Origin of the sequence: Marinifilum caeruleilacunae (assembly GCF_013141825.1) — a bacterium.
GTDB classification, from domain to species: domain Bacteria; phylum Bacteroidota; class Bacteroidia; order Bacteroidales; family Marinifilaceae; genus Marinifilum; species Marinifilum caeruleilacunae.
The window spans coordinates 1-22,923 of record NZ_RZNH01000022.1 but is presented as its reverse complement, the minus strand read 5'-3'; the positions used below and the strand labels follow the sequence as shown (position 1 = coordinate 22,923).

The 22,923-nt window shown below is 36.2% G+C and carries 21 protein-coding genes; 18 read left to right on the top strand and 3 right to left on the bottom strand.

What is annotated here, in order from left to right:
- Positions 1-29: 29 nt before the first annotated feature.
- On the bottom strand, positions 30-2,657 hold the full coding sequence (locus tag ELS83_RS13250; protein ID WP_216616544.1) for a putative LPS assembly protein LptD: 2,628 nt from the start codon (positions 2,655-2,657) through the stop codon (positions 30-32).
- Between the two features lie 166 nt (positions 2,658-2,823).
- On the opposite strand from ELS83_RS13250, the gene ELS83_RS13245 reads away from it, so the two are divergent.
- From ELS83_RS13245 to ELS83_RS13205, 9 genes are all read left to right on the top strand, one after another.
- Positions 2,824-3,978, top strand: a complete 1,155-nt coding sequence (locus ELS83_RS13245; protein WP_249414452.1) for an N-acetylmuramoyl-L-alanine amidase family protein — start codon at positions 2,824-2,826, stop codon at positions 3,976-3,978.
- Between the two features lie 64 nt (positions 3,979-4,042).
- The gene (locus tag ELS83_RS13240; RefSeq protein WP_171596036.1) at positions 4,043-5,269 is read left to right on the top strand and encodes an MlaD family protein; all 1,227 of its coding nucleotides are present in this window, start codon (positions 4,043-4,045) and stop codon (positions 5,267-5,269) included.
- Positions 5,270-5,659: 390 nt separating this feature from the next.
- Positions 5,660-7,090, top strand: coding sequence for a chromosomal replication initiator protein DnaA (dnaA, locus tag ELS83_RS13235; RefSeq protein WP_171596035.1), 1,431 nt, complete (start codon positions 5,660-5,662; stop codon positions 7,088-7,090).
- Positions 7,091-7,195: 105 nt separating this feature from the next.
- Positions 7,196-8,056 carry an EamA family transporter gene (locus ELS83_RS13230; RefSeq protein ID WP_171596034.1) on the top strand — a complete coding sequence of 287 codons (861 nt, stop codon included), beginning with the start codon at positions 7,196-7,198 and terminating at the stop codon, positions 8,054-8,056.
- 20 nt (positions 8,057-8,076) lie between these two features.
- Positions 8,077-8,688: an IMPACT family protein gene (locus ELS83_RS13225; RefSeq protein ID WP_171596033.1), complete on the top strand. Its 612-nt coding sequence runs from the start codon at positions 8,077-8,079 to the stop codon at positions 8,686-8,688.
- A gap of 390 nt (positions 8,689-9,078) precedes the next feature.
- Positions 9,079-9,984 carry an aspartate carbamoyltransferase gene (gene pyrB / locus ELS83_RS13220; protein ID WP_171596032.1) on the top strand — a complete coding sequence of 302 codons (906 nt, stop codon included), beginning with the start codon at positions 9,079-9,081 and terminating at the stop codon, positions 9,982-9,984.
- Positions 9,985-10,017: 33 nt separating this feature from the next.
- On the top strand, positions 10,018-10,476 hold the full coding sequence (pyrI, locus tag ELS83_RS13215; protein WP_171596031.1) for an aspartate carbamoyltransferase regulatory subunit: 459 nt from the start codon (positions 10,018-10,020) through the stop codon (positions 10,474-10,476).
- An 87-nt stretch (positions 10,477-10,563) separates the two neighbouring features.
- Positions 10,564-11,223 carry a hypothetical protein gene (locus tag ELS83_RS13210; RefSeq protein ID WP_171596030.1) on the top strand — a complete coding sequence of 220 codons (660 nt, stop codon included), beginning with the start codon at positions 10,564-10,566 and terminating at the stop codon, positions 11,221-11,223.
- Between the two features lie 251 nt (positions 11,224-11,474).
- On the top strand, positions 11,475-12,977 hold the full coding sequence (locus tag ELS83_RS13205) for a dihydrolipoyl dehydrogenase family protein (protein WP_171596029.1): 1,503 nt from the start codon (positions 11,475-11,477) through the stop codon (positions 12,975-12,977).
- Between the two features lie 54 nt (positions 12,978-13,031).
- On the opposite strand, the gene ELS83_RS13200 is transcribed toward ELS83_RS13205, so the two are convergent.
- Positions 13,032-15,101, bottom strand: coding sequence for an LruC domain-containing protein (locus tag ELS83_RS13200; protein WP_171596028.1), 2,070 nt, complete (start codon positions 15,099-15,101; stop codon positions 13,032-13,034).
- 204 nt (positions 15,102-15,305) lie between these two features.
- On the opposite strand from ELS83_RS13200, the gene ELS83_RS13195 reads away from it, so the two are divergent.
- The gene (locus ELS83_RS13195) at positions 15,306-15,605 is read left to right on the top strand and encodes a hypothetical protein (RefSeq protein WP_171596027.1); all 300 of its coding nucleotides are present in this window, start codon (positions 15,306-15,308) and stop codon (positions 15,603-15,605) included.
- A 50-nt stretch (positions 15,606-15,655) separates the two neighbouring features.
- On the opposite strand, the gene ELS83_RS13190 is transcribed toward ELS83_RS13195, so the two are convergent.
- A complete protein-coding gene (locus ELS83_RS13190) occupies positions 15,656-16,471 on the bottom strand; it encodes an FKBP-type peptidyl-prolyl cis-trans isomerase (RefSeq protein ID WP_171596026.1) in 816 nt (271 codons plus the stop codon).
- A gap of 139 nt (positions 16,472-16,610) precedes the next feature.
- On the opposite strand from ELS83_RS13190, the gene ELS83_RS13185 reads away from it, so the two are divergent.
- The 8 genes from ELS83_RS13185 to ELS83_RS13150 all read left to right on the top strand — a co-directional run bounded on the left by ELS83_RS13185 (position 16,611) and on the right by ELS83_RS13150 (position 22,752).
- The gene (locus ELS83_RS13185; protein WP_171596025.1) at positions 16,611-17,375 is read left to right on the top strand and encodes an SOS response-associated peptidase; all 765 of its coding nucleotides are present in this window, start codon (positions 16,611-16,613) and stop codon (positions 17,373-17,375) included.
- Positions 17,376-17,470: 95 nt separating this feature from the next.
- On the top strand, positions 17,471-18,088 hold the full coding sequence (locus tag ELS83_RS13180; protein ID WP_171596024.1) for a hypothetical protein: 618 nt from the start codon (positions 17,471-17,473) through the stop codon (positions 18,086-18,088).
- Positions 18,085-18,375 (top strand): transcriptional regulator, encoded by a 291-nt coding sequence (locus ELS83_RS22450; RefSeq protein WP_171596023.1) that lies wholly within the window; start codon positions 18,085-18,087, stop codon positions 18,373-18,375. The genes ELS83_RS13180 and ELS83_RS22450 overlap by 4 nt, the downstream gene beginning before the upstream one ends.
- Before the next feature lie 52 nt (positions 18,376-18,427).
- The gene (gene creD, locus ELS83_RS13170; RefSeq protein ID WP_171596022.1) at positions 18,428-19,771 is read left to right on the top strand and encodes a cell envelope integrity protein CreD; all 1,344 of its coding nucleotides are present in this window, start codon (positions 18,428-18,430) and stop codon (positions 19,769-19,771) included.
- Positions 19,772-19,791: 20 nt separating this feature from the next.
- The gene (locus ELS83_RS13165; RefSeq protein ID WP_171596021.1) at positions 19,792-20,178 is read left to right on the top strand and encodes a diacylglycerol kinase family protein; all 387 of its coding nucleotides are present in this window, start codon (positions 19,792-19,794) and stop codon (positions 20,176-20,178) included.
- A 48-nt stretch (positions 20,179-20,226) separates the two neighbouring features.
- Positions 20,227-21,444, top strand: coding sequence for an L-2-hydroxyglutarate oxidase (lhgO, locus tag ELS83_RS13160; RefSeq protein WP_171596020.1), 1,218 nt, complete (start codon positions 20,227-20,229; stop codon positions 21,442-21,444).
- A gap of 48 nt (positions 21,445-21,492) precedes the next feature.
- Positions 21,493-22,221: a class I SAM-dependent methyltransferase gene (locus tag ELS83_RS13155; protein ID WP_171596019.1), complete on the top strand. Its 729-nt coding sequence runs from the start codon at positions 21,493-21,495 to the stop codon at positions 22,219-22,221.
- 96 nt (positions 22,222-22,317) lie between these two features.
- Positions 22,318-22,752: an SRPBCC family protein gene (locus tag ELS83_RS13150; protein ID WP_171596018.1), complete on the top strand. Its 435-nt coding sequence runs from the start codon at positions 22,318-22,320 to the stop codon at positions 22,750-22,752.
- The last annotated feature ends 171 nt before the right edge of the window (positions 22,753-22,923 follow it).

Below are 22,923 nucleotides of genomic sequence, written 5' to 3'. Positions count from 1 at the left end.
ACTCTCTTGATATTTTATCTTTAAGCTTCTTAGAATTGAATATCCTGCCAAGCTTGTTTCTTCTCGTATTTTAAATCTTGTAGAATTGAAGAATCCACATTAATCATGAAATTGTAGGACTGATAGGTTCCAAAAGGAATGGTATTGAAAGACATCTTCCAACAATGCAAGTCTCTTGTAATGGTAAATTGAGTTGCCGTTACTTCCCCATCGGTAAAATCATAGCCCGAAGAAAAGCTCACCTTCCATTTTGGTGTAAGGCTAAACTGTCCGCTAACACCCATATTCTGATTAATTGTTTTTCTGTTTCTAGGCTTTGAATAAGTCCAGCCGTAGTCAATTGAGAACGACCAGGGTATATCAAAGTCCACGTAGCGAGGATCGCGCCATTTTTCTGGTTGATCTTCATCGTTTTCCCCACTTCCACTTTTGGTATTTGGATTTAAATCTTTAGAGGATAAACTAAAACCAACATCGATAGAAGCTTGTGTTAAACGTGGTCCAAACTCATCAATTTTATTTGTTCCGTTGGCATTTAGCTTGTAAGGATCAAGAGTTCCATTAAAATTCAAATCTAATTTTTTATTAAAGATTTTGGTTCTACCAGTCATTCTAACCGGAGACCATTTCAACGAATCTGCAAACATGTTATAGGAAGTCGAAAATTTCAAACTCTCCAGAATTTTTACCTTTTTCAAATCTTCCAGGCCAGTTGTATCATTTGCCGTACGAACTTTAGCCTCAATATTATTATCCAAACTTAAGCTCACACTACCCGCTTCTTGTGCTCCAGATGGAGTCCCATACAAACTACCTTCAAAAATCGAATACTCCTTTTCTAAGCCGGTATTCTCGTCAATGTAAGTTTTGTAATATTTTTCTCTTGGCACACCAATTTCAGGAGTATAGCTTACGCTAATAGTTGGGGTCATTACGTGACGAATGGCAGCTACCTTTGATGTTTCTTTAAAAGTATACATACCATAAATCTTAGGACTTAATGATAAAGATGCACTAGTCGAGTAATTGTGCGCATATCTAAATCCTTGAATGGTATCAACTTTAACGTCACCATCTCCTCCATCAGCTTCAGGATCCCACGATTTGCGTATCGATCTTGAGTACAAAACACCCTGATAATTCAAAGTTGGAGAAAGCGTTAAATCCTTCGTTAGCTTAAAATTGGTTGTAATTGGAATGCTATGCTGATATCCATTTTGCCAATCCTTTTGCAGAGAAGAGTTCATCAACTCACTCTCCTTGGTATTGATTCTATTCTCCAATTTCGAAGAATAACTCACACCCACCTTATCGTACCAACGTAGATTTGTACTTTTCCCTTTCTTTCTGAACGGATAAATCTGGGTCATATTTAGCGACATACTTGGCAAGGTAAGTGCAATGGTAGTATCGCGACTATTTTGCGAATGACGCAAACTGGCATTCAAGCTAAACGGACTATCAGCCCACTTTTTACTATATGAAATACTCGACTGCTTCTGGTTATTGGTAATTTCATTAATAGAGGTCGAGTTGTTTCGGTCATTATTCGATGTAGAAACATTTACCGAAGCCGAAAAAGTGCGGTAAGGATTTGCCTTTGCATCCTGGGAGTGATTCCAGCGAATGGCAAAATCGGTTGTTTCGTAATAATCAGGCAAGCCTTTATCGCCATACTTGTTAAAGTGATATTCGGTTTGCAAAGTACCACTGTAACGATACCTGTTTTTGTATTTCGATTGCACGTATGTACCCCAGGATCCATTCGAAAAAATATCTCCGGTCACCGATAAATCAAGATAATCATTTATGGCCCAGTAATATCCACCACCTCTCAGGTTAAAACCTCTTCTCTGCTCTTCACCATAACTTGGTATAATAATACCCGAAGAATAGGTTGAGCTAAATGGGAAAAGAGCAAAAGGCAAACCAATTGGCAAAGGCACATCTTCAAGAACCAGGTGCAAAGGACCCGATACAATTTTATCGTCCTTAATCATTTTGGCCTTTGTCATTTTCACATAAAAATGCGGATGCTCGTGGTCGCAAGTGGTATATTTACCATTTCTCAGGTAAAATATTTTATCGTCTATCTTTTTGGTAATTTCACTGTGAACAAAACCACCCTCCTGCTCTGTAATTACTTCGTTAACCAGACCTTTACCCGTATCAAAATTATATCTTAACTCCTTACAGGTAAATTCTTCCGATCCATCTTTAAACTCAGGTGTAAACACATAATTTCCGGTAGAATCCTGTATTCCGTAGGCGTAAGCTTGTTTTTTCGCAAGGTCCAATTCAATATAATAGGCCTTTAACTCGGTTTCGCCATATTTCACAAATGCATTCTTGGTAAGAAATACCTGCTGACCAGTTAAAGAAAAAATAATTGTATCGTCACAATTGTATTCTACAGCAGTTTCGAAAAGGGGTTTTTCTTCTTTAGTAGAATCTACAACCGTACTATCCTGTACCGTATTGATGGTATCTTTCTGAATCGTAATTTCCTCTTTTAAAATCTTTTCAAGCGCATAGGAGCTAAAATCGGCATGTAATTTGCCTTTAGAGTGTGAGTAGTTAAAATTCTCAATAGCAAATATGTTCAATGGTAATATTGCGCCAATGAAAAGAATAAAAACCTTTTGTAGTAATTTCAATTGCAATTTATATCTGTTATTTTTGTAAAAGATCTGATTAACTCTTGATCTGAAAGTTAAGTTTCAGTTCAAGCTTAGGTCGCCAAAAATACAAATAAAAGTACTATAATCCCTAATCGAAATGAACTTGAAAACATTTTTTAAGTTCTTTTATGAATTTTGTCTAATGAACATTATCACCAATAAAATTATAAACCGATTATTTACAAGAACATCACTTGCCTTCTTGCTGTTGTTTGCATGCCTTGCCAGCACGAATAGAATTTATGCTCAAGATCAGTCTTACCATATTAAAACAGTAGTTATTGATGCAGGACATGGTGGAAAAGATCCAGGGGCACTTGGAAAAACTTCACGTGAGAAAGATATCGTTCTTAATATATCTTTGAAGCTTGGCGGATACATCCAAAAGTATTTTCCTGGCGTAAAGGTAGTCTACACTAGAAAAACTGATGTTTTTATCCCGCTAAATAAACGATCGGAAATTGCCAATAAAAATAAAGCAGACCTCTTTATTTCCATTCATGCCAACGCTAACAACAATTCCAGAATCAGGGGAACCGAAACATATACTTTGGGTTTGCACAAAACCGAGGAAAACCTTGCTGTTGCGATGAAGGAAAATGCAGTAATGCAATACGAAGACGACTGGTCGACAAAATACGAAGGCTTTGATCCTAACAATCCGGCATCCTACATTATTTTTAACTTGATGCAGGGTGTGAATCGCGATAAAAGTATCAGCATGGCTGAACTAACCGAGCACCAATTTAAGCACAGGGTTGGCCGTCACTCCAGGGGAGTTCGTGAGGCCGGCTTTTGGGTGTTGAAACAAGTTAGTATGCCGTCTATTTTGGTTGAAGTAGGATTTATCTCAAATCCGACAGAAGAGAAATTCCTGAAAACAAAACAAGGTCAGGATTACCTGGCAAGTGCAATATTCAGAGCATTTAGAGCTTATAAGGATAAAATTGAGCAGACCAGTGGTGTACTAAGCAAGCAAGAGGAAAATGAAAAAAACATTGCACAAGAAATAAGTGAAGAGGCAAATACAGCCGAAGAAGTTGAGTATTGTATCCAAATTAAATCTTCCACAAAACAGATTCCTCTTACCGCCCGAAGCTTTAAAAACATAATGGATATCAAAGAAAGACAGGTAGATGGAACATATAAATATACAGTTGGTTCAACATCTGATTACGCTGAAATTCTGAAATTACAAAAATCCATCCGTAAAAAAATTAAAGATTGTTTTGTGGTAGCTTTTTACAAGGGAAAACGAATTTCTCTGACAAAAGCGAAGGAACTTCAAAAAACATGATTAGTTTTACAATGAACAAACTAATTATTCCTGCGTACAATATATATTATATAATACAGTTGGTATGAAAATATCTAAAGATGCAATAATAGGGGTTGTCGTTATTGGTGCGATTGTAATCTTAATTTGGGGAGTGAATTTCCTTAAAGGATTCAACATGCTTTCCTCCGAACAAACTTTTTGTGCCAAATACGAACGTGTTGATGGATTGAAAAATTCAAGCCCTGTTACACTACGAGGATATAAAATTGGTCAGATCAAATCGATTCGATTTAGTCCAAAAGCTGATAATCTAATTGTTGAATTTTCCATTTCAGACGAATTCCAATTGCCTGACAATACTGTAGCCCGTATTGTTAGTTCCGATATCATGGGTACAAAGGAAATCAAACTAATTCCAGGTAATTCTGCAAAAATTCTTGCTACGGGTGATACTTTAATTGGAAGTATCGAAGGCGATTTAAAAGAGCAGGTGAGCATGCAAATGCTTCCTTTAAAAAGAAAAGCGGAAAACCTGATGTCAAGTGTCGACTCTGTATTAACCGTAATTCAATACATTTTTAATAAAGATACTCGTGAAAATTTAACGCGAAGCTTTAGTAGTATAGAGCAAACTTTTCAGAAGCTCGAAAACACTTCGGGAACATTAGATACCATCGTTACCGGACAGAAAACACATATGGAGAATATCATCTCTAATGTGGATTCAATTACAAGCAACCTAAAACAGAATAATAGAAATATCACAAACATCCTTACCAACTTTTCATCTTTAAGCGATTCGCTGCAAGCTGCCGAAATTGCAGAAACCATAAACAATGCCAAACTAACATTGAGGCAATCGAACGAAATTCTTGAAAAAATCAATTCTGGCGAAGGCTCCATGGGAATGCTTGTGAATAATGATACCTTATATATGAATTTGGAAGCTGCTTCGAACAGTTTAACCAATTTATTGATCGATCTAAAGAACAATCCTAAAAAGTACATGCATTTTTCTTTATTCGATACTGGAAAAACGGTTTATATGAATTCCGATAAAACCAAAAAGAAATTAGATAAGGAAAAGCAGACACATTACAGAATCCAGATCCTGTCGTCAAAATCACAAGTAGATCTAAATGATCCAACATTTAAAGGATACAAAAAAGTAAAAGAGGTATATTATAACGGACTTTATAAATATACTTTAGAGGATACTCAGAACTATAAAGAAATTATAAGAAAGTTGAAAAGGGTTAAGGAAGATTTTCCGGATGCATTTATTATTAAAATAACACCTGAGGAATAGCAAAAACATTTAACCGATCCAATTATGGTTAATAAAATCAACTTAACTTATTGAGTTTATTGCCATAATACAGATTCCAAAGCCTTACTTAACAGACGTCTACTTATGTTTTATTTGTGTTTAATTCTAAACAACGTTTTAAGACAAAAAAGTATGATATAGAAACCTGCTAAAAGTCAGGCTTTTAAAAATACACATAGTCTTACTTACTGATTTTCAGTCGATTAAAAAATTTCATTTTTTTTTCATTTCTGTATCATAGATTTATCGTAGGCTACACATTCTTTTTAAAAAAGCAATAGAAAAATAATTTTTTTTTCTTTTTTTTTTTCACAATCTTGCATATGCAAAAATTGACACACCCTAATTTTTTAAAACACTGAAATAGAAATGAATAATAATCACTTCCAGGTTTGGAATAATTGCTTGGCTGTAATAAAAGACAATGTTCCTCCAATTAGCTTCAAAACATGGTTCGAACCAATCGTACCTTTGAACTTGGAGAATCAAGTCTTGACCTTGCAGGTACCAAGCCATTTCTTCTACGAATATCTGGAAGAGCAATACATTGATATTCTGCGAAAAACCTTGCGCAAAGAGATTGGGAATAGCGCAAAGTTGGAGTACAATGTTGTGATGGAGAATAATCACATTGCAAATTCAAAGCCTGTTTCGGTTGTTGTTCCTGGTAATAGCCCTGCGAATACTAAAAATCGCCCGGTAAATATGCCAACGGATAAAGAAGAACAAACCATTCGAAATCCGTTTGTAATTCCTGGAATTAAAAAATTGCACATCGATTCTCAGTTAAATCCCGATTATTCATTCAATAATTTTATTGAGGGTGACTGTAACAGGTTAGCAAGATCGGCTGGAACGGCCGTTGCTGAAAATCCGGGTGGAACTGCCTTTAACCCATTGGTATTATATGGAGATTCAGGTTTGGGAAAAACTCACCTGGCTCAGGCAATTGGGTTAAAAACCAAAGAATTGTACCAGGATAAAACCGTACTTTATGTAAGTGCGAATAAATTCCAAACTCAATTTACCGAGGCAATTCGAAACAATAACAAGAATGATTTTCTTCACTTCTACCAAATGATCGATGTCCTAATTATTGATGACATTCAGGAATTAGCAGGTAAAGAAAAAACACAGAATACATTCTTCCATATCTTTAATCATTTGCATCAGTCAGGTAAGCAGTTAATTCTAACTTCTGATAAAGCACCGATTGAATTGAAAGGTATGGAAAACCGATTACTATCGAGATTTAAGTGGGGTTTATCTGCTGATCTTCAGAATCCTGACTACGACACAAGAGTGAGAATTCTGCAACAGAAAGCCTATAAAGATGGTATTGTTCTTGACATGGATGTAATTGAATACATTGCAAGTAACGTTACCAACAATGTTCGAGAATTGGAAGGTGCATTAATCTCTCTTTTGGCTCAATCAACTTTGAATAAGAAAGAGCTGAATCTTGAATTGGCAATGAGCATTATCGATAAATTGGTGAAAAATACAAAACGTGAACTTTCTATTGACTACATTCAAAAAGTGGTTTGCGATCATTTTTCACTTCCAATTGATGTGCTTCAGGCAAAAACAAGAAAAAGAGAAATTGTACAAGCAAGACAAATTGCAATGTATTTCTCCAAAACTTTAACAAAAGCATCATTAGCTTCCATTGGTTCTCAAATTGGTAATAAAGACCATGCAACTGTGCTACACGCCTGTAAGACAGTTAATAACCTTATGGATACCGACAGAGGTTTTAAAACTCAAATCGACGAAATCGATAAAAAATTAAAAATGTAGTTCAATTACTAACTATACTATATTGCTACCCTGAGAAGCAGATTCGCCCTGAATCTGCTTTTCTTTTTGATATTCATTAAGTACTTTGCGGCAAAATTTAAAAGTATGCTACACCTATTATTTGCTATATTATCGTCAGCCGGCATTTTTGTATGTTTTAAATACCTTGAAAGGTACAAGGTTGATATTCTCCTGGCCATTATTATTAATTATATTACCGCATCAGTTTGCGGATATCTTTTAAGCGATTCAAAGATCCAGATTTCAAGCCTGCTTGAACAAAGCTGGTTTTCCATTTCAATTATCATTGGAATTGCCTTTATAGTGGTCTTTTTTATCATTGGTCGGTCAACACAAAAGGCAGGGATATCTATAACCACTTTAGCCAGTAAAATGTCCTTTGTACTTCCGATGATTTTTTCAATCGTATTTTATCAGGAACCCATATCATTGCAAAAAATAATAGGCTTTATACTGGCAATCAGCGCAGTTTTATTGAGCATCTATAAAGATCAAAAAGATACAATGCAACGCAAATATTTGTGGTTGCCAATCCTTTTATTTTTTGGTGCAGGTACAGTAGACTCACTGGTAAAATATGCACAGGAAGAATACCTTAGCTCCGGAGGACAGGAAATGTTCTCTACCCTGCTATTTGCCATCGCAGCCATTTCAGGATTGATAGTTCTGCTTATAAAAAAGCAAAAATTACGATCGCTATTTCAAGCTAAAGTGCTTATTGGCGGCACATTACTAGGCTTGGTGAATTTTGGTTCATTGCACTTTTTAATTGCTTCTTTAAATCACTCAGGATTCGATAGCTCTATCGTATTTAGCATTATTAACATTGGAATTGTATCCATATCCGTTTTAATTGGAATTGGTGTATTCCGCGAAAGACTAAACAAAATCAACCTTTTGGGAATAGTACTCGCAATTATTGCTATTTTTATCCTTACAAACTAGAACAAAGCATTGCTATTTTGATGAGTAACGACACCTATAAAACCATAAGCCAAAAATCGGAAGGCTTATACAAAGAAAAAGGCAGTAAATTTATTACTTACGCCTACCCGGTTGGCACCGAAGAAGAAATAAAAGAACACATTGCTCAACTAAAAAAAGAATACTACGATGCTCGCCATCATTGCTATGCATACATGCTTGGCGCAGATAAAAAGAACTTTCGTGCCAACGACGACGGTGAACCTTCTTCGACTGCAGGAAAACCGATTTTAGGGCAAATATTATCGAACGACCTTACCAACATACTCATTGTAGTAGTTCGTTATTTTGGTGGCACTAAACTAGGTGCCAGCGGTTTAATTCATGCCTACAAAACTGCGGCCGCCGATGCCATCTCCAATGCCGAAATTTTAGACAAAACAGTGAACGACATTTATGATATCCACTTCGACTACCTGGTAATGAACGATATCATGAAAATTATTAAAGATGAGCAACCTGAACAGCTTGGACAAGATTTTAACTTAACCTGCAAAATAACTTTAAGCATACGACAGAGCGAGGTAGAAAGGCTAATCGAAAAATTTAAAAAAATTACAAGCGTTAAAGCAGAATACATACGAACCACATAGCTCTTTACTGATCAAGCTAATACATCAAATCAAATAATCAATATAAAGTTGAGATTAAAAATTTGTTAATAATTAAAGCATTTTTGATTTGATTTCTAGGATAAATTATCCCTATATTTGTAATCTAGAATGGAGTACATAATTATTCAATCTAGAGCCGCAATTTTATCAGAAAGAAGTAAGTTCCTTTACTTCTTTGCTCACGTTTTCCATTATTTATTTCGATGTAAACACGACATTAAGGCCTATTTCCTTGATTGCTATTTGGGTAATTCGCCTCAACAATATTTTTCAAAAAAACCAACATTGCCATTTATTTCGGTAATTGTTGGTTTTTTTTTGTGCAGAATAATAAACAAGCATTTTATATACACTTTTAATTTTTAATCAATGGATAACAAAAGTTTAGTATCGATCGACGACTACACAAAAGAAGAAATCCTGGAAGTATTGGCAAGAGCTGCCGAATTCGAAAAAAATCCAAACTGCAACCTATTGGAAGGTAAAGTTGTGGCTTCGTTATTTTTCGAACCATCTACTCGTACTCGCCTGAGTTTCGAAACTGCAATTAGCAGAATGGGTGGTAAAATTGTAGGGTTTACCGATTCCTCTTCGTCAAGTGTTACCAAAGGTGAAACTTTGAAAGACACAACCAAAATGGTAAGCAACTATTGCGACCTGGTTGTGATGCGCCACCCAATTGAAGGTTCAGCACGCTATGCTTCAGAAGTATCAGATGTACCTGTAATTAACGCAGGTGATGGAGCAAATCAGCACCCAACCCAAACCATGCTCGACCTATACTCAATTTACAAAACCCAGGGTACACTTGAAAATCTGAACATTTTCATGGTGGGAGATTTGAAGTACGGACGTACGGTTCACTCTCTGCTTATGGCAATGTCGCACTTCAACCCTACCTTCCACTTTATTGCTCCTAAAGAGCTGGAAATTCCTTTGGCTTACAAAATTTTCATGGACAAGAACAACATTAATTATCATGAACATACCGAGTTCAACGATATCATTAATGAAGCCGATATTTTGTACATGACTCGCGTTCAGCGTGAAAGATTTGCCGATCCATTGGAGTACGAAAAAGTGAAGAATGTATACATTCTAAAGAATGACATGCTTGAGAATACCAGAGAAAATCTGAGAATTCTTCATCCGCTGCCAAGAGTAAACGAAATTGCTGTAGATGTGGATACCAATCCTAAGGCCTACTATTTCGAACAGGCACTTAATGGTGTTTATGCCCGCCAGGCAATTATTGCCAAAGCTCTTGATCTTTAATCTCATTTTTCACGCAAAAAAGTACATCAAAATATGAACGCAAAAAAAGAATTACAAGTAAGCGCGATCGAAAACGGAACTGTAATCGACCACATTCCAGCTGAATATTTATTCCAGGTAATCAACATCTTAGGACTAGACACTTGTGAAAACTCAGTTACTTTTGGTAACAACTTAGGCAGCGACAAATTAGGTAAAAAAGCAATTATCAAAGTTGCGGATATCTTTTTTGAAGACGATGAAATCAATAAAATTTCCTTGATTGCTCCGCATGCAAAACTAAACATCATTAAAAACTACCAGGTTGTTGAGAAAAAAATTGTGGAGTCGCCTGATAAAGTAGTTGGAATTGCAAAATGCATGAACCCAAAATGTATCACAAATGTAGAGGCAGTAACCACACGATTTAAGGTAATTGAAAAAACACCAATTACTTTAAAATGCCACTATTGTGAAAAAATTACAGATCACAAGCATATTGAAATCATTTAATTGCTTTGAGATTTTCTTGTTAGATAAAAAAGCCCCTAGCGGGCTTTTTTTATTTTTCTACCTTTGCAACAAATCTAAAATTTGAACATGACAGAAAGAATAGAAGAGTTGCGAGAGTTAGTTTCATCTGCTGTTGAAAATGGACAAAGTGGAAAAATAAAAGCATGCAAATCTGCTTTACGCGATATTTATGGTGCAATAAAAGAAGCCCCTTTTCTCCTTTGGGACGACGCTTACGTGTCTCAACTTGGCAAAGCAATTATCATGATGATTCACTGGGATATGATTGATGATGAAGATGAAAATATTGGTCTGGCTCACCTGGCATATCTTTATATCAGTAAGGCAATTGAAAAGGAGGAAAGCTTACAGCCCGAAAGCGATAATTGTGAACTTTTTCGCCTGAGAAAAGATCGTATAATTATTTTAAAAAGTTTCGATGATTTCTTTGTGGAGAGTCTGCAAAACTTCTATTTTGCCGATAACAAGGCTTCTGATTTAGATACCCATAACGAGCAAAGAAAAGCTGTTCTGAGTCGTATGCCGTTCATGCAATTTTCCGACATCTTCCTGATTGAGCAAGATTACCCTAATCTGCGCGATGATGAATTTCTACTGGACCTGGCAAATTTTATAGAACACGATCAAGAGTTTACCAACGAAAATTTGAAAGAAGCCTTTTTACTGCATAAAATATTGTACAAACACACCTATGAACAGTTGAAAAAAGGAGAACTGACCTACTAATTCACAACATGGTTAAAATATAGATGGAGGTGTAAAATTTTGCACCTCTTTTTTTATATCTCACAAATGAATTTCGTAAAAAAAGACTTTTTTATCTGCAAAACATATCATTAGTTACTTTAGTTGAATTATTCTTTCTATCTTAATGCTTGAAAAGCATAGGAGCATACAAAATAGCTGAGTTTTTCCTATGTTTCGTTTGATTTAAAACGAAATTGCTTCAGCACAAAAACAATAAACAACAGCATTTTATGAGTATAGAAAAATACGACCTTGTTGTATTGGGAAGTGGTCCTGCAGGCTTCTCGGCAGCAATGCGTGCCATTGATTTTGGCAAATCGGTTTGCCTAATCGAAGCGCAGCACCTTGGTGGAGCCGGAATTATGAACGGAGCACTTACCTCCAAAGCAATGTGGGAACTTTCAAGAGATTATTCGATTGCTTCGTCGGTGATGAGAGGCTACAGAGCATCGGGCTTAAATGTAGATTACAAGCAGGTACAAAAAACCATAATGCAAGCCGCCAAGCAAAAGCAATTGCAAATGCTTTCGCAGATAGAAACCTATGCAGAACCTCACGAAGAATTTGGAAATATTACATTGAAACATGGATGGGGACGATTTATTGATTCTCACACGGTTGAGATCAAATCTGAAAATCACACAGAACAAATTTATGGTGAGAATTTTATTATCGCTACCGGATCGAGACCTCGTCCCATGCCAGATGTAGAAATTGACCAGGAACGTATCATCGATTCGGAAGGTGTGATGAATCTGAAAGAATTTCCTGAAAGAATGATTATTATTGGATCAGGTATCATTGGTTGTGAGTTCGCAACCATCTTCTCCAATTACAATCAAACCGAAGTTCACCTGCTAGACCGACAACACAAGGTAATTCCTTACGAAGACGACGATTTAAGCGGTTTTGTTTCCAAAAACCTTGAAAATAATGGTGTAATCATTCATCACACTGCCAACCTACGATGCATTAGGAAACGACCCGATTTTCTGGAAGTGGTATTAGACTACCAGGATGGACACTCCAAAGTAATTGAAGTTGATGTGGCATTGGTTGCCATTGGTAGAATTCCAAATCTTGATAATATTGGTCTGGAAAATGTAGGCATTGACAGAACCGAGAGAGGTTTTCTAAACATTAACGAAGTTTGTGCTACAGATGATTTTAAAGCCTGTAATATATTTGCTGCCGGTGATGTTTCTGGTCATGCACAACTCTACTCGGTTGGAGAGCTACAGGGAAGATATATTGTAGAAGCTCTATATGGGAACCTTGAGTATCCGTTGGATTATTCAAACATGTCGACCCTCATGTTTTTCAAACCAGAGGTTGCAGCTGTTGGATTAAACGAAAAAGCTTGCCAGAAGAGAGGCATTCCATACAAAGTGGCCACCTACTCTAACTCATTGGTGAACCGAGCCGTTGCCATGAGAGCTGTAGATGGTTTTATCAAAATTATTGTAAGCGATGATGGCAAGGATCGAATTTTGGGAATGAGAGCTGCAGGACCGCAGGCATCTACCCTGATTACTTCCATTGCCTACCAAATAACACAAAAGGGAACCTTAAAGGATATCAGGCAAAATGTTCACCCTCATCCAAGTATTAGTGAAGGAGTACAGGAATGTTTGCGCGTATTCGAAGAAAAATCGATTTACAAACCCAAAGCCTTCCCCGATTTAATTAAATTAAAAAGCTGGAAGCCTGAAAAGGTGAAAGAAACTCAGTAAATATAAAACACCCCAAATCACTAATATTTGGGGTGTTTGTTTTATGTATTTGGTTTAACGATTTATCTTGTCGTTATTTCGATAACCTGCATTGTCTTTGTACCAGTCAGGATATAACTCTCCTCCACTTTCGGCCCAGGTTGAAAAATGATTATAACCTTCCAGAATATCAACTTTCTCTTTCATAAACTTGAACTCATGAACGATGGCAATTGCCCAAGGCAAACCATTTTCGCTTCTATAATCTCCATCGGGATCTAAATTGTTGGTTGATTCTTCAAGTTTATTGTTCCCCAATGAAGTAACCGCCTGATTTGGCAAGTGTATTTCGTGTTTACGATCGCCATTCACAATCAGGAATGGATTGAAAGGACTGCTTCCGATCTCTTCAGGCGCAATAGGATTTGTAAAACGGATGCTGATGGTAATTTCGTTGTACTCTGGGTCAGCCTCACTTGTTTCATCCCTGTAATTTTGCGACTGATCGAAAACAATCACTACAGGTTTACCCTGGTTGGCCTCCAAGCCAGTTGCCTGGTCTATTTGAATATAATCGGAACGAATGTCGTAGCCACTTACACTTTCGATTTGAGATGGTAAAAGATTATCGAACTGTATGCCGAAGCCATTATTAAAGGAAGCTCCTTTAACATGTCTTACCCAAAATTTCGCCTCCATTTTCACCGCCTTATTGTCGATATTCAGCATCATGGTATAACGATAATTCACCACCAAATCATTAAAATCATAATCGCCTTTCGATGGCCACATGTCTTCGAAGGCCAAACTTCCCCAGCCATACTTTGTTGGAGTAACTGTATTCAAACAGATTTCCGGATCGTTAGGGTACTGATCAATATCATCCGGACATCCATCATTATCTGAATCACCAACATTTTCATATTCTAATGGGGTCTTGGTTAAATCATTTATGCCCAATTCGTTATCAGGATCTCGGGTTTCATAGCCTCCGGTCTGTGTATCCATTACATACAAACTTGAAGGTGTAAAGTTATCGGCCACCCAAATGTCGGGCGTAGTTTTGGTATCGATACATAAAGAGGTTGGTGTAAATGGTAAATTATCTGCACTTTTTCTCACTGCATTTACTTCATTTGAGCCTTCGTTAAAAGTTAAGGCATACAAACCTCCAAAAGTAGACATGTACCAACTTCCATCCTCACCTTTGGCAATATCACCACCACTTGTATTATTCAATCCATTATCAATATTAAATGTTTCCAATACACTTCCATCGGCTGGGTTTAATTTGTAGATATAATCTTTATTCGAGAAATACAGGAATCCTTCATCATTGGCATACTCCAATCGAGGTCCACCAAAACCCAAATCACTGTTAATAATCGTTGGTTCGGATACCGCATAGTCATTTTCCGGATCAACATCATATCGATACAATTTATATGGTTTATTACGACCAATGGTGTAGAACTGATGGTTTTGATAATCCATGGCAACAGTCCAGGTTCCTTCGGCAAGGTCAGGTTTTCTAACAGCTGTCATGTCATCCGGATTTACCGTAAACAGTTGTCCACTTCCATTAACACACCATAGAATATCACTTGCTAAACTTGTATTTTTTGTATTGGAAGTCATTCGTGTTTTGACTTGTAAATCGTTCCCATTAAATGATAAACTTAAAGGACGCTGGCTGGGAATATCATCGGTAAAAGCATTTACAAAGGCCTTATTGAAACGTTTCTGAAGCAATAAGCATTTCACATTTGTAGGAACCGAAATATTCAGACTTGCTTTCCCTCCCACAACTCTGACCATACCAATCTTTACCGAATTCAGGTGATCGGCAATTTCGATGGCATCTGTGACCTCATTCCCTTCATCATCCACATAGGTAATTTCTTCGGAATGGCTTTCATCTTCAAAAGTATAAATATAGTAATAGGCTCCTTCGTCAGAATCTGTTATTTCCAACATCACATCACCTGTTGTCTTAAATTCAAAATCATTGGGAACTTCAAGGTTCAAAAAACCAGTTTCAACTGGTATTGGATCAGGTTGCTCATCAATTGATGCAGAGCGTGAACAAGCAAATAATATACTGATCAATAATATCACTGAAAAGTGGTAAAGTAAATTCCTCATAGTAGTCGTTTTTAATTACTAAAGTTTATAGTCGATTTTAGCATATAAAATCACACTTACGTAATTATTTAACAAATGTTAGTGAAAATTGTTTAATTATGAGTCCAACCAGTTAAGTTTCTCAATGAATTGAACTTATGCCTCAAAATTCGTAACTTATAAGTAGTTGAAAACTGATAAACAAAACAGATGAATTACCTTGAAATGATAAAACTGATAACAAGTGGAGAATGGCGCGACGTTGATTCCAAGGCAGTTTGCTCATTCTTCTGGACCGAACCTGATCAGTCGATCAACATCTCTTTTAAATCGGGAGATAAAGCCGGAAAATCGGACTCTCACAAATTTGTAAAGTTATACTTAAGCAAAGAACAACAGAAAGATTGCCATTGCCTGCAGTTTCAGAGTAATTTATTTACCAGCGAATTTAGTTTAGAATCGGAAAATAGCCATTTATTCGTCTCATCGAAGGTATTTGGTGAGATGGAGCTGGAGAGGTTATAACATACAAAAAAGCCCAACCAAAAGGCTGGGCTTATCTATTTATATTTTCTTTACTTCTTATCCTGATGCTTCTTGCACAATTCAATCATTTTGTCCTGCATCATTTGATTATCGGGATCACCAACAAGAAGAATTTCCAATTGCTCTTTTGCCTTGTGGTAATCTTCCATATTTTCCAGCGATAATACATTTCTATACTTCAACCTGTCATCCTTGGCTATTTCTCCAAATTTCAAGGCATAATCTGCTGCTTTTACATGCAAACTATCTTTATTCAGTTGTTCCCAAACCCGGTTCAACTGTTCACTATCCGCATGGTAATTCAAAGCCTCTTCTCCTTCTGTTATTTTGTTGTAAGTAGCAATTGCATCTTCAATCGATTTTTCTTTCATATCGTCATACAATAGATCAGACAAAAACTTTTTAGGCGCATCAACCTGAATCACTTTAAACTGATCGTAAACTAGAGTTGCATGTGGCGGAACCACATCACCAGCACCTCTTGCTCCATATGCCAATGAATCAGGTAAAATGGCAACAACTTCATCACCTTCGCGCAAAAGCATGGTCATTTCTGTAAATCCCTTAATTAAACGAGAGTAATTGGCTACATAAGTAAATAATGAATCGGGCAGCTCATCGGTATTCCAAACCACTTTATTATCCACCTGCAGACTTAAGTATGTCCCTACTCTACTACCTGTCTCAATTTTTCTTCCTTCTCCTTTTTTAATATAGAAATACTTCAAACCACTTTCAGTTTGGATGGTATCGCCCAAAGCAACATGCTTATTTCCAGATTTAGGTTGATTACAGGCGCTAAGAAATAAAAGCGCAAGAATAAAAATTGAATAAATTGATTTCATGGGTTTGTTGTTTAATTCGGTAAATAATGAGAATCTCAAATGTACTAAATAATGTCAAACATCAATTCATACAAAGCCCTTGTATTTTAGTTGAAATTCTCTCCAATCATAAGTATTTTTAAAGAAACTGTTTATTCTCATGTGTTACGACATTCAAGCAAAGTTGGAAGCTCAACTCAAAAGAGCCCGCAGGTTAAATCATTCCGAAATTATTCGTGAACTGGAAACAGAACTGGAGCCATACATTACAAGCTGGCATCATGTGTCTGGTTTTGCTCATCCGAATTTACTGATTTATACTGGAGATGAACCCAATTTGCCTACCATGGCTTCCTGGGGCTTAATTCCCGATTGGGTTAAAGATGAAAAACAGGCCACAGAACTTCGCAGGAAAACCATTAATGCAAGAGGTGAAAGCATATTCGAAAAACCCTCATTCCGAAAGTCCGCTCAGCATCATCGTTGTGTTATCAGTGTTGATGGATTCTATGAACATCATCATAAAAATGGAAAAACATTTCCCTATTTCATTCAGAAAGAAAATAAGGAACCAATGACTCTTGCCGGACTTTGGAGTAACTGGATTAATAAACAAACGGGTGAAATTTTAAAAACATTCACCATCGTTACGGTAAAAGCAAATCCTTTCATGGCAGAAATTCACAACAATCCAAAACTGAAGGAATCAAGAATGCCATTACTTTTAACTGATGAGAAAGCAGACGAATGGTTGCGATCTACTCATGATGTTACAGATGCAAGTAGAATTAAGCAACTGATGACACCTTCCAAGGACCATCTGATTGCACACACTGTTCGTCCATTACGAGGTAAAAATTCTGTTGGCAATACAGTTAAGGCAAGTCAGGAATTTCATTACGACGAATTTAACACGCTATTTTAAAGGCCTTTACCGACATTAATAAAAGGATTTTACTATTTATTTTTGGAGAATAAAATAAATTATCTATTTTTACTTTGAATTTCAAAGTACTTTTTATGAATCAACAGAAATACATTGAAGATTTAAATGAAATCAAGGAGATGATGAACAAATCATCAAAATTCATTTCATTAAGTGGTTTATCAGGAATTGCTGCAGGCGTGGTTGCATTGGCCGGAGCTTACGTGGCTTGGATTACCATTTATTCTAAAACCGGGTATCAGAACTTTGATCGCGCTTTACTGAGTTGGGACCAGTTGATTCAATTAATAGGAATTGGTGCAATAACGCTACTACTTGCTGTAGGTTTAGGAATTTTCTTTACCAGGTTAAAAACCAAACGTAGCAAACAAAACATTTGGGATTCGCAAACCAAACGATTATTAATGAACCTGCTTATCCCTTTGTTAAGCGGTGGAGCATTTTGCCTGTTGATATTAATTAAAGGTTACGTAGGATTAATTGCGCCCCTTACACTTCTTTTTTATGGCCTGGCATTGGTAAATGCGAGTAAATACACACTAACGGAAGTTCGTAGTTTGGGAATATTGGAGATCATATTAGGATTAATCGCGACTTATTTTATAGGTTATGGCCTTATTTTTTGGTGCATTGGTTTTGGAGTTCTCCACATTGTATATGGCATTATAATGGAAGTAAAATACAAGTCGTGAAAGATATTCTAAAAGATTTAAATAAAGCTTTTGAAAACCGAATTCGACTTGGAATTATGTCGGCTTTGGTGGTAAACGACTACCTGGATTTTAATGCCTTAAAAAACCTATTGGGCGTGACTGATGGTAATTTGGCCAGTCACCTTAAATCATTGGAAAAAAGCGAATACATCAGGGTTCAGAAAGAATTTTTAGACCGAAAACCCAATACAAAGTATAGCGCAACAAATGAAGGAAAGGCGGCCTTCTTAAAACACATAAAAGCCATAGAGCAATTACTGAAATAATTTTTTTTCTCATTCTACTTTGTTTTTCAAAGTACTTTTAAAAATCAACAATATGAACACAGAACAAACACCTTTCGAAAAATTTGGCAATTGGTTAAAACAATCGGTTGGACTGAAACTCACCACAATTACCATACTGATGCTTTTATTACTCATTCCTACGAGCATGATCAAATCCATTATATCCGAGCGGAAAAATTTAAATCGATCCGTTCTCAACGAGGTAAGTTCGAAATGGGCCAACGAACAACAAATTAATGGTCCTGTTCTTAGCATTCCCCTTTTATACGAATATCGCGATAAGGAGAATGAGGTGATTCAACAAACCAAACACCTTTATATTCTGCCAGATGCTTTAAAAATTAATGGAGACATTGAACCCAAAACCTTAAAGCGCGGTATTTACGAGGTAGTGGTTTATCGAAGTCAATTAAATGTTTCGGGTACTTTCGATTTAAATGCTAAAATTGATAAAAGCGGTTTAAAAGAAATTCAATTTGATAAGGCTTTCGTAAGCATTGGAATTTCGGATTTAAGGGGGATTGAAGATCAGATTGTGCTGAACTGGGGAAAAGAAAAATTACAGGTGCAAGCCGGTTCGCGTTTGCCTGAAATGATGAGATCTGGAGTGAGCATCGACCTTCCAAACCTGGAAGAAGAATATACCAAATCAGTTCCATTTTCATTTGCGCTAAACTTGCAGGGAAGTCAGAATCTATCTTTTATCCCGGTAGGCGGAACAACCGAAGTTCAATTGAAATCTCCATGGTCCTCTCCAAGTTTTAATGGAAACTTTATTCCTAAACAAAGAGAAGTAAGCGATGAAGGATTTACTGCGAAATGGAAAGCACTTCTACTAAATCGAAACTATCCTCAAACATGGGTAGACAGAAATATGGGCCAACGCATGCAAGAATCAAGTTTTGGCGTTGATTTAATAATGCCTCTTGATGATTACCAGAAAGCAACTCGATCGGCCAAATATGCCGTTATGACCATTTCTTTGATATTCCTGGTGTTTTTCCTTGTAGAGATTTTAAACGGAAAAAAAATTCATCCTTTTCAATATACCCTTGTGGGCTTAGCGCTTTGTCTTTTCTATGTTCTTTTGATTTCGATTTCGGAACATTCAAACTTTAATATGGCTTACCTGATTTCGGCCGGTGTAAGTTCTCTCCTCATCTCATTATACTCAACAAGCGTATTTAAATCGTTAAAATTTACGGGAATACTCACCTCCACGATTCTGGGCATTTACACCTTCTTGTTTGTTACTCTGCAACTGGCAGACTACGCACTCTTAATGGGCAGTATCGGCTTGACCATTATTCTTGCCATAACCATGTATTTTACGAGAAATATCAATTGGTACAAGCTACAGGTGAGTGCCGAATAAATAACTTATTGAATTGAGAAATGAAAAAGAAGGCTACTTTTTCCATAAGAGGCAGGCTAAAAAGTTTTGTGAATGCCTTAGTGGGGATCAGAACTGTTGTAAAGGAGGAAGACAATGCAAAAATACACCTGGGAATTGGGCTTGTCTTGTATGTTCTTACAGCCATTCTGAAACTCAAAAAACTGGAAATTGCAGCCATTCTTTTCTCAATTGGATTTGTTGTAGTAGCTGAAATATTCAATACTGTAATAGAAAATCTTTGTGACTTTATTCATCCAGGTAAACACACGCATATCAAAAAAATTAAGAATATTTCTGCTGCTGCAGTTCTCATTAGTGCGATAACTGCATTTATTATTGGATTAATTATTTTTTTACCCACTTTGATACACTCTTGCACGAATTAGTAATGCTTTTTGTAACTTTTATAGTACTTACAAAATACCAGGTTCATTATGAGTCACACATATCATTACGATTACATCATAATAGGTGCAGGAATTATTGGTCTGAGTATTGCCAAAGAGTTAGGCGAGAAATTTCCAAAATGCTCGATTGCCATTCTTGAAAAGGAAGATGACGTTGCCAAACACGCCAGCGGTTTGAATAGTGGCGTTCTGCATGCAGGTTTTTATTATACTTCGGATTCGTTAAAAGCCCGATTTTGTGTCGATGGTAATCGTTTAATGAAAGCTTTCTGCAAGGAAAATAATATTCCTGTAAACCATTGTGGTAAGGTAGTGATTGCTTCCAATGAAGAAGAACTACAAGGCTTATACGAACTGGAAAACCGTGGAAGGAGGAATGGTGTTGATGTGGAATTAATTGATTTAGTGAGATTAAAAGAGATCGATTCCAATGCAAAATCGTATCAAAAAGCACTTTACTCTCCCAATACCGCGAGTGTTGACCCCAAATTGGTTTGTACAAAACTAAAGGAAATACTAGTAGAGCACGGTGTAAAATTCGAGTTTTCAAGTGAATTTAAAAAAAAGAAAAACAATATCATTTATACGAATCAAAAGCAATACACTTGTGAATATTTGATTAATGCAGCAGGTTTGTATGCAGATAAAATTGCCAGGCAATTCGGTTTTGCAAAGAATCGAATTATCATTCCTTTCAGGGGAAATTATTTAAAATACAGCAATTCAAATCATACAATTAAAACTCATATTTATCCGGTTCCAAATTTATTAAATCCTTTCTTGGGTGTGCATTATACCCTTACTGTAAAGAATGAGTTAAAACTTGGGCCAACGGCTACTCCTGCATTGTGGAGGGAGAATTACAAAGGTTTATCAAACTTTAATTTCCAGGAATTTATACAAATCATATACTACGAAACCAAACTTTTTCTTTTCAACTCTTTCCATTTTAGACGCTTAGCCATATCGGAAATTAAAAAATACAATCGGAAGCATTTTGTAAAGCTAGCCCAGCATTTATCGAATAATTGCAATCCCGACCTTTTTGATACATGGACAAAACCAGGAATCAGGGCACAATTACTCAATACGAAAACCCTGAAACTGGAAATGGATTTTATTGTTGAAAAAGATGAGCACTCCTTGCATATTTTAAATGCCGTTTCACCAGCTTTTACTTGTAGCTTTGCTTTTGCCAGCTATCTTGTATCCGAAAAAATTAAAAAAATACAGCATAAGAAGTAAATCAACTGCTAAATATTAATAATTTCACATTTTAATTGAATATCACCTATGGATTTCTACCAAAGCATCTCAAAATATTACCACCATATTTTCCCTTTGAATAAAATGCAAATCAGTTTTATCGAGAATTCGCATTCTAAACCCAGTTCAGCACTGTCGGTTCTTGATATTGGATGTGCAATAGGTGATTTATCCCTGGAGTTGGCTAATTCGTATCAAAAAGTTACTGGTATCGATTTAGACAAGGGCATGATTGATCAGGCAATTGAAAAAGGGAAAAACATGAAACACTTAAGCTTCTGCCTGCAAAACATGTTGGAGCTTGAAACAGCTTTTGGAAAAGAAGCATTTGATACCATTGCTTGTTTTGGCAATACTTTGGTACATTTAAATTCAGAGGAAGAAATTTTACTGTTTTTCAAAAATGCAAAATCAGTCCTAAAAGAGGAGGGTAAACTACTTTTTCAGATCATCAATTACGATCGGATTATCGATCAGAATATAAATCACCTTCCAACAATTGAAAATGATACAATTCGATTCGAACGTAATTATACCTACCACCCGGAAAAAGGCAAGGTGGATTTCGAGACCATTTTAACCATTAAGGAGAGCAATAGCAAAATTAAGAACTGTATTGAGCTAATGGCAATTAAAAAATCGACCTTAACACAAATGCTTCAAAATGCAGGATTTAATCATATTTCATTCTACGGTAATTTTAAAAGAGAACCTCTCACTGAAAATAGTATGCCATTAATTGTTGAGGCGTATTAACAGATAATAAATATTCACTACTCATAAGGGTTTGCTTAGAAATCTGCAATGATTTTTGTATCTTAAAGATACTTTAAACCAAAACCAATAATGTACATGAAATATACAGTTGAAATTGAAATTAATAAACCGATTGATGAAGTGGTGAAACTATTCGACAATGAGGACAACCTGTTCAAATGGATGCGTGGTTTGCAGAGTATCGAACATTTGAGTGGAGAGCCCGGAAAAAATGGATCTACTTCGAAAATGATTTTTAAGCAGGGAAAGAGAGAGATCGAAATGCTGGAAACTGTAATTTCTTTGAATCTGCCTGATGAATTTATTGCAAGTTATGAAGCTAAAGGAGTATACAACCTGGCCAAAATAAGCTTTTTGCCTATGGGCGATAATAAAACCAAATATGTAACCGAACAGGAGTTCCAACTGAAAGGATTTATGAAAGTTGTGGGCTTAATAATGCCAGGAGCTTTTAAAAAACAAACTGCCAGTTATCTGAAAATGTTTAAAGATTTTGCCGAAGATCAATAAATAAAAAAAGCCATTTACCCGATTGAACTGCACCCCAAAAGTTGGACACAACATTTGGGGTGTTTTTATGACTAAAAAAAAGAGAAACAAATTTAGTATTGAGGATAGAGAACAAGCAGTTCTAAAAATACAGAACGAAGGAAGATCTTGCCTATCTGTTGCACGAGAATT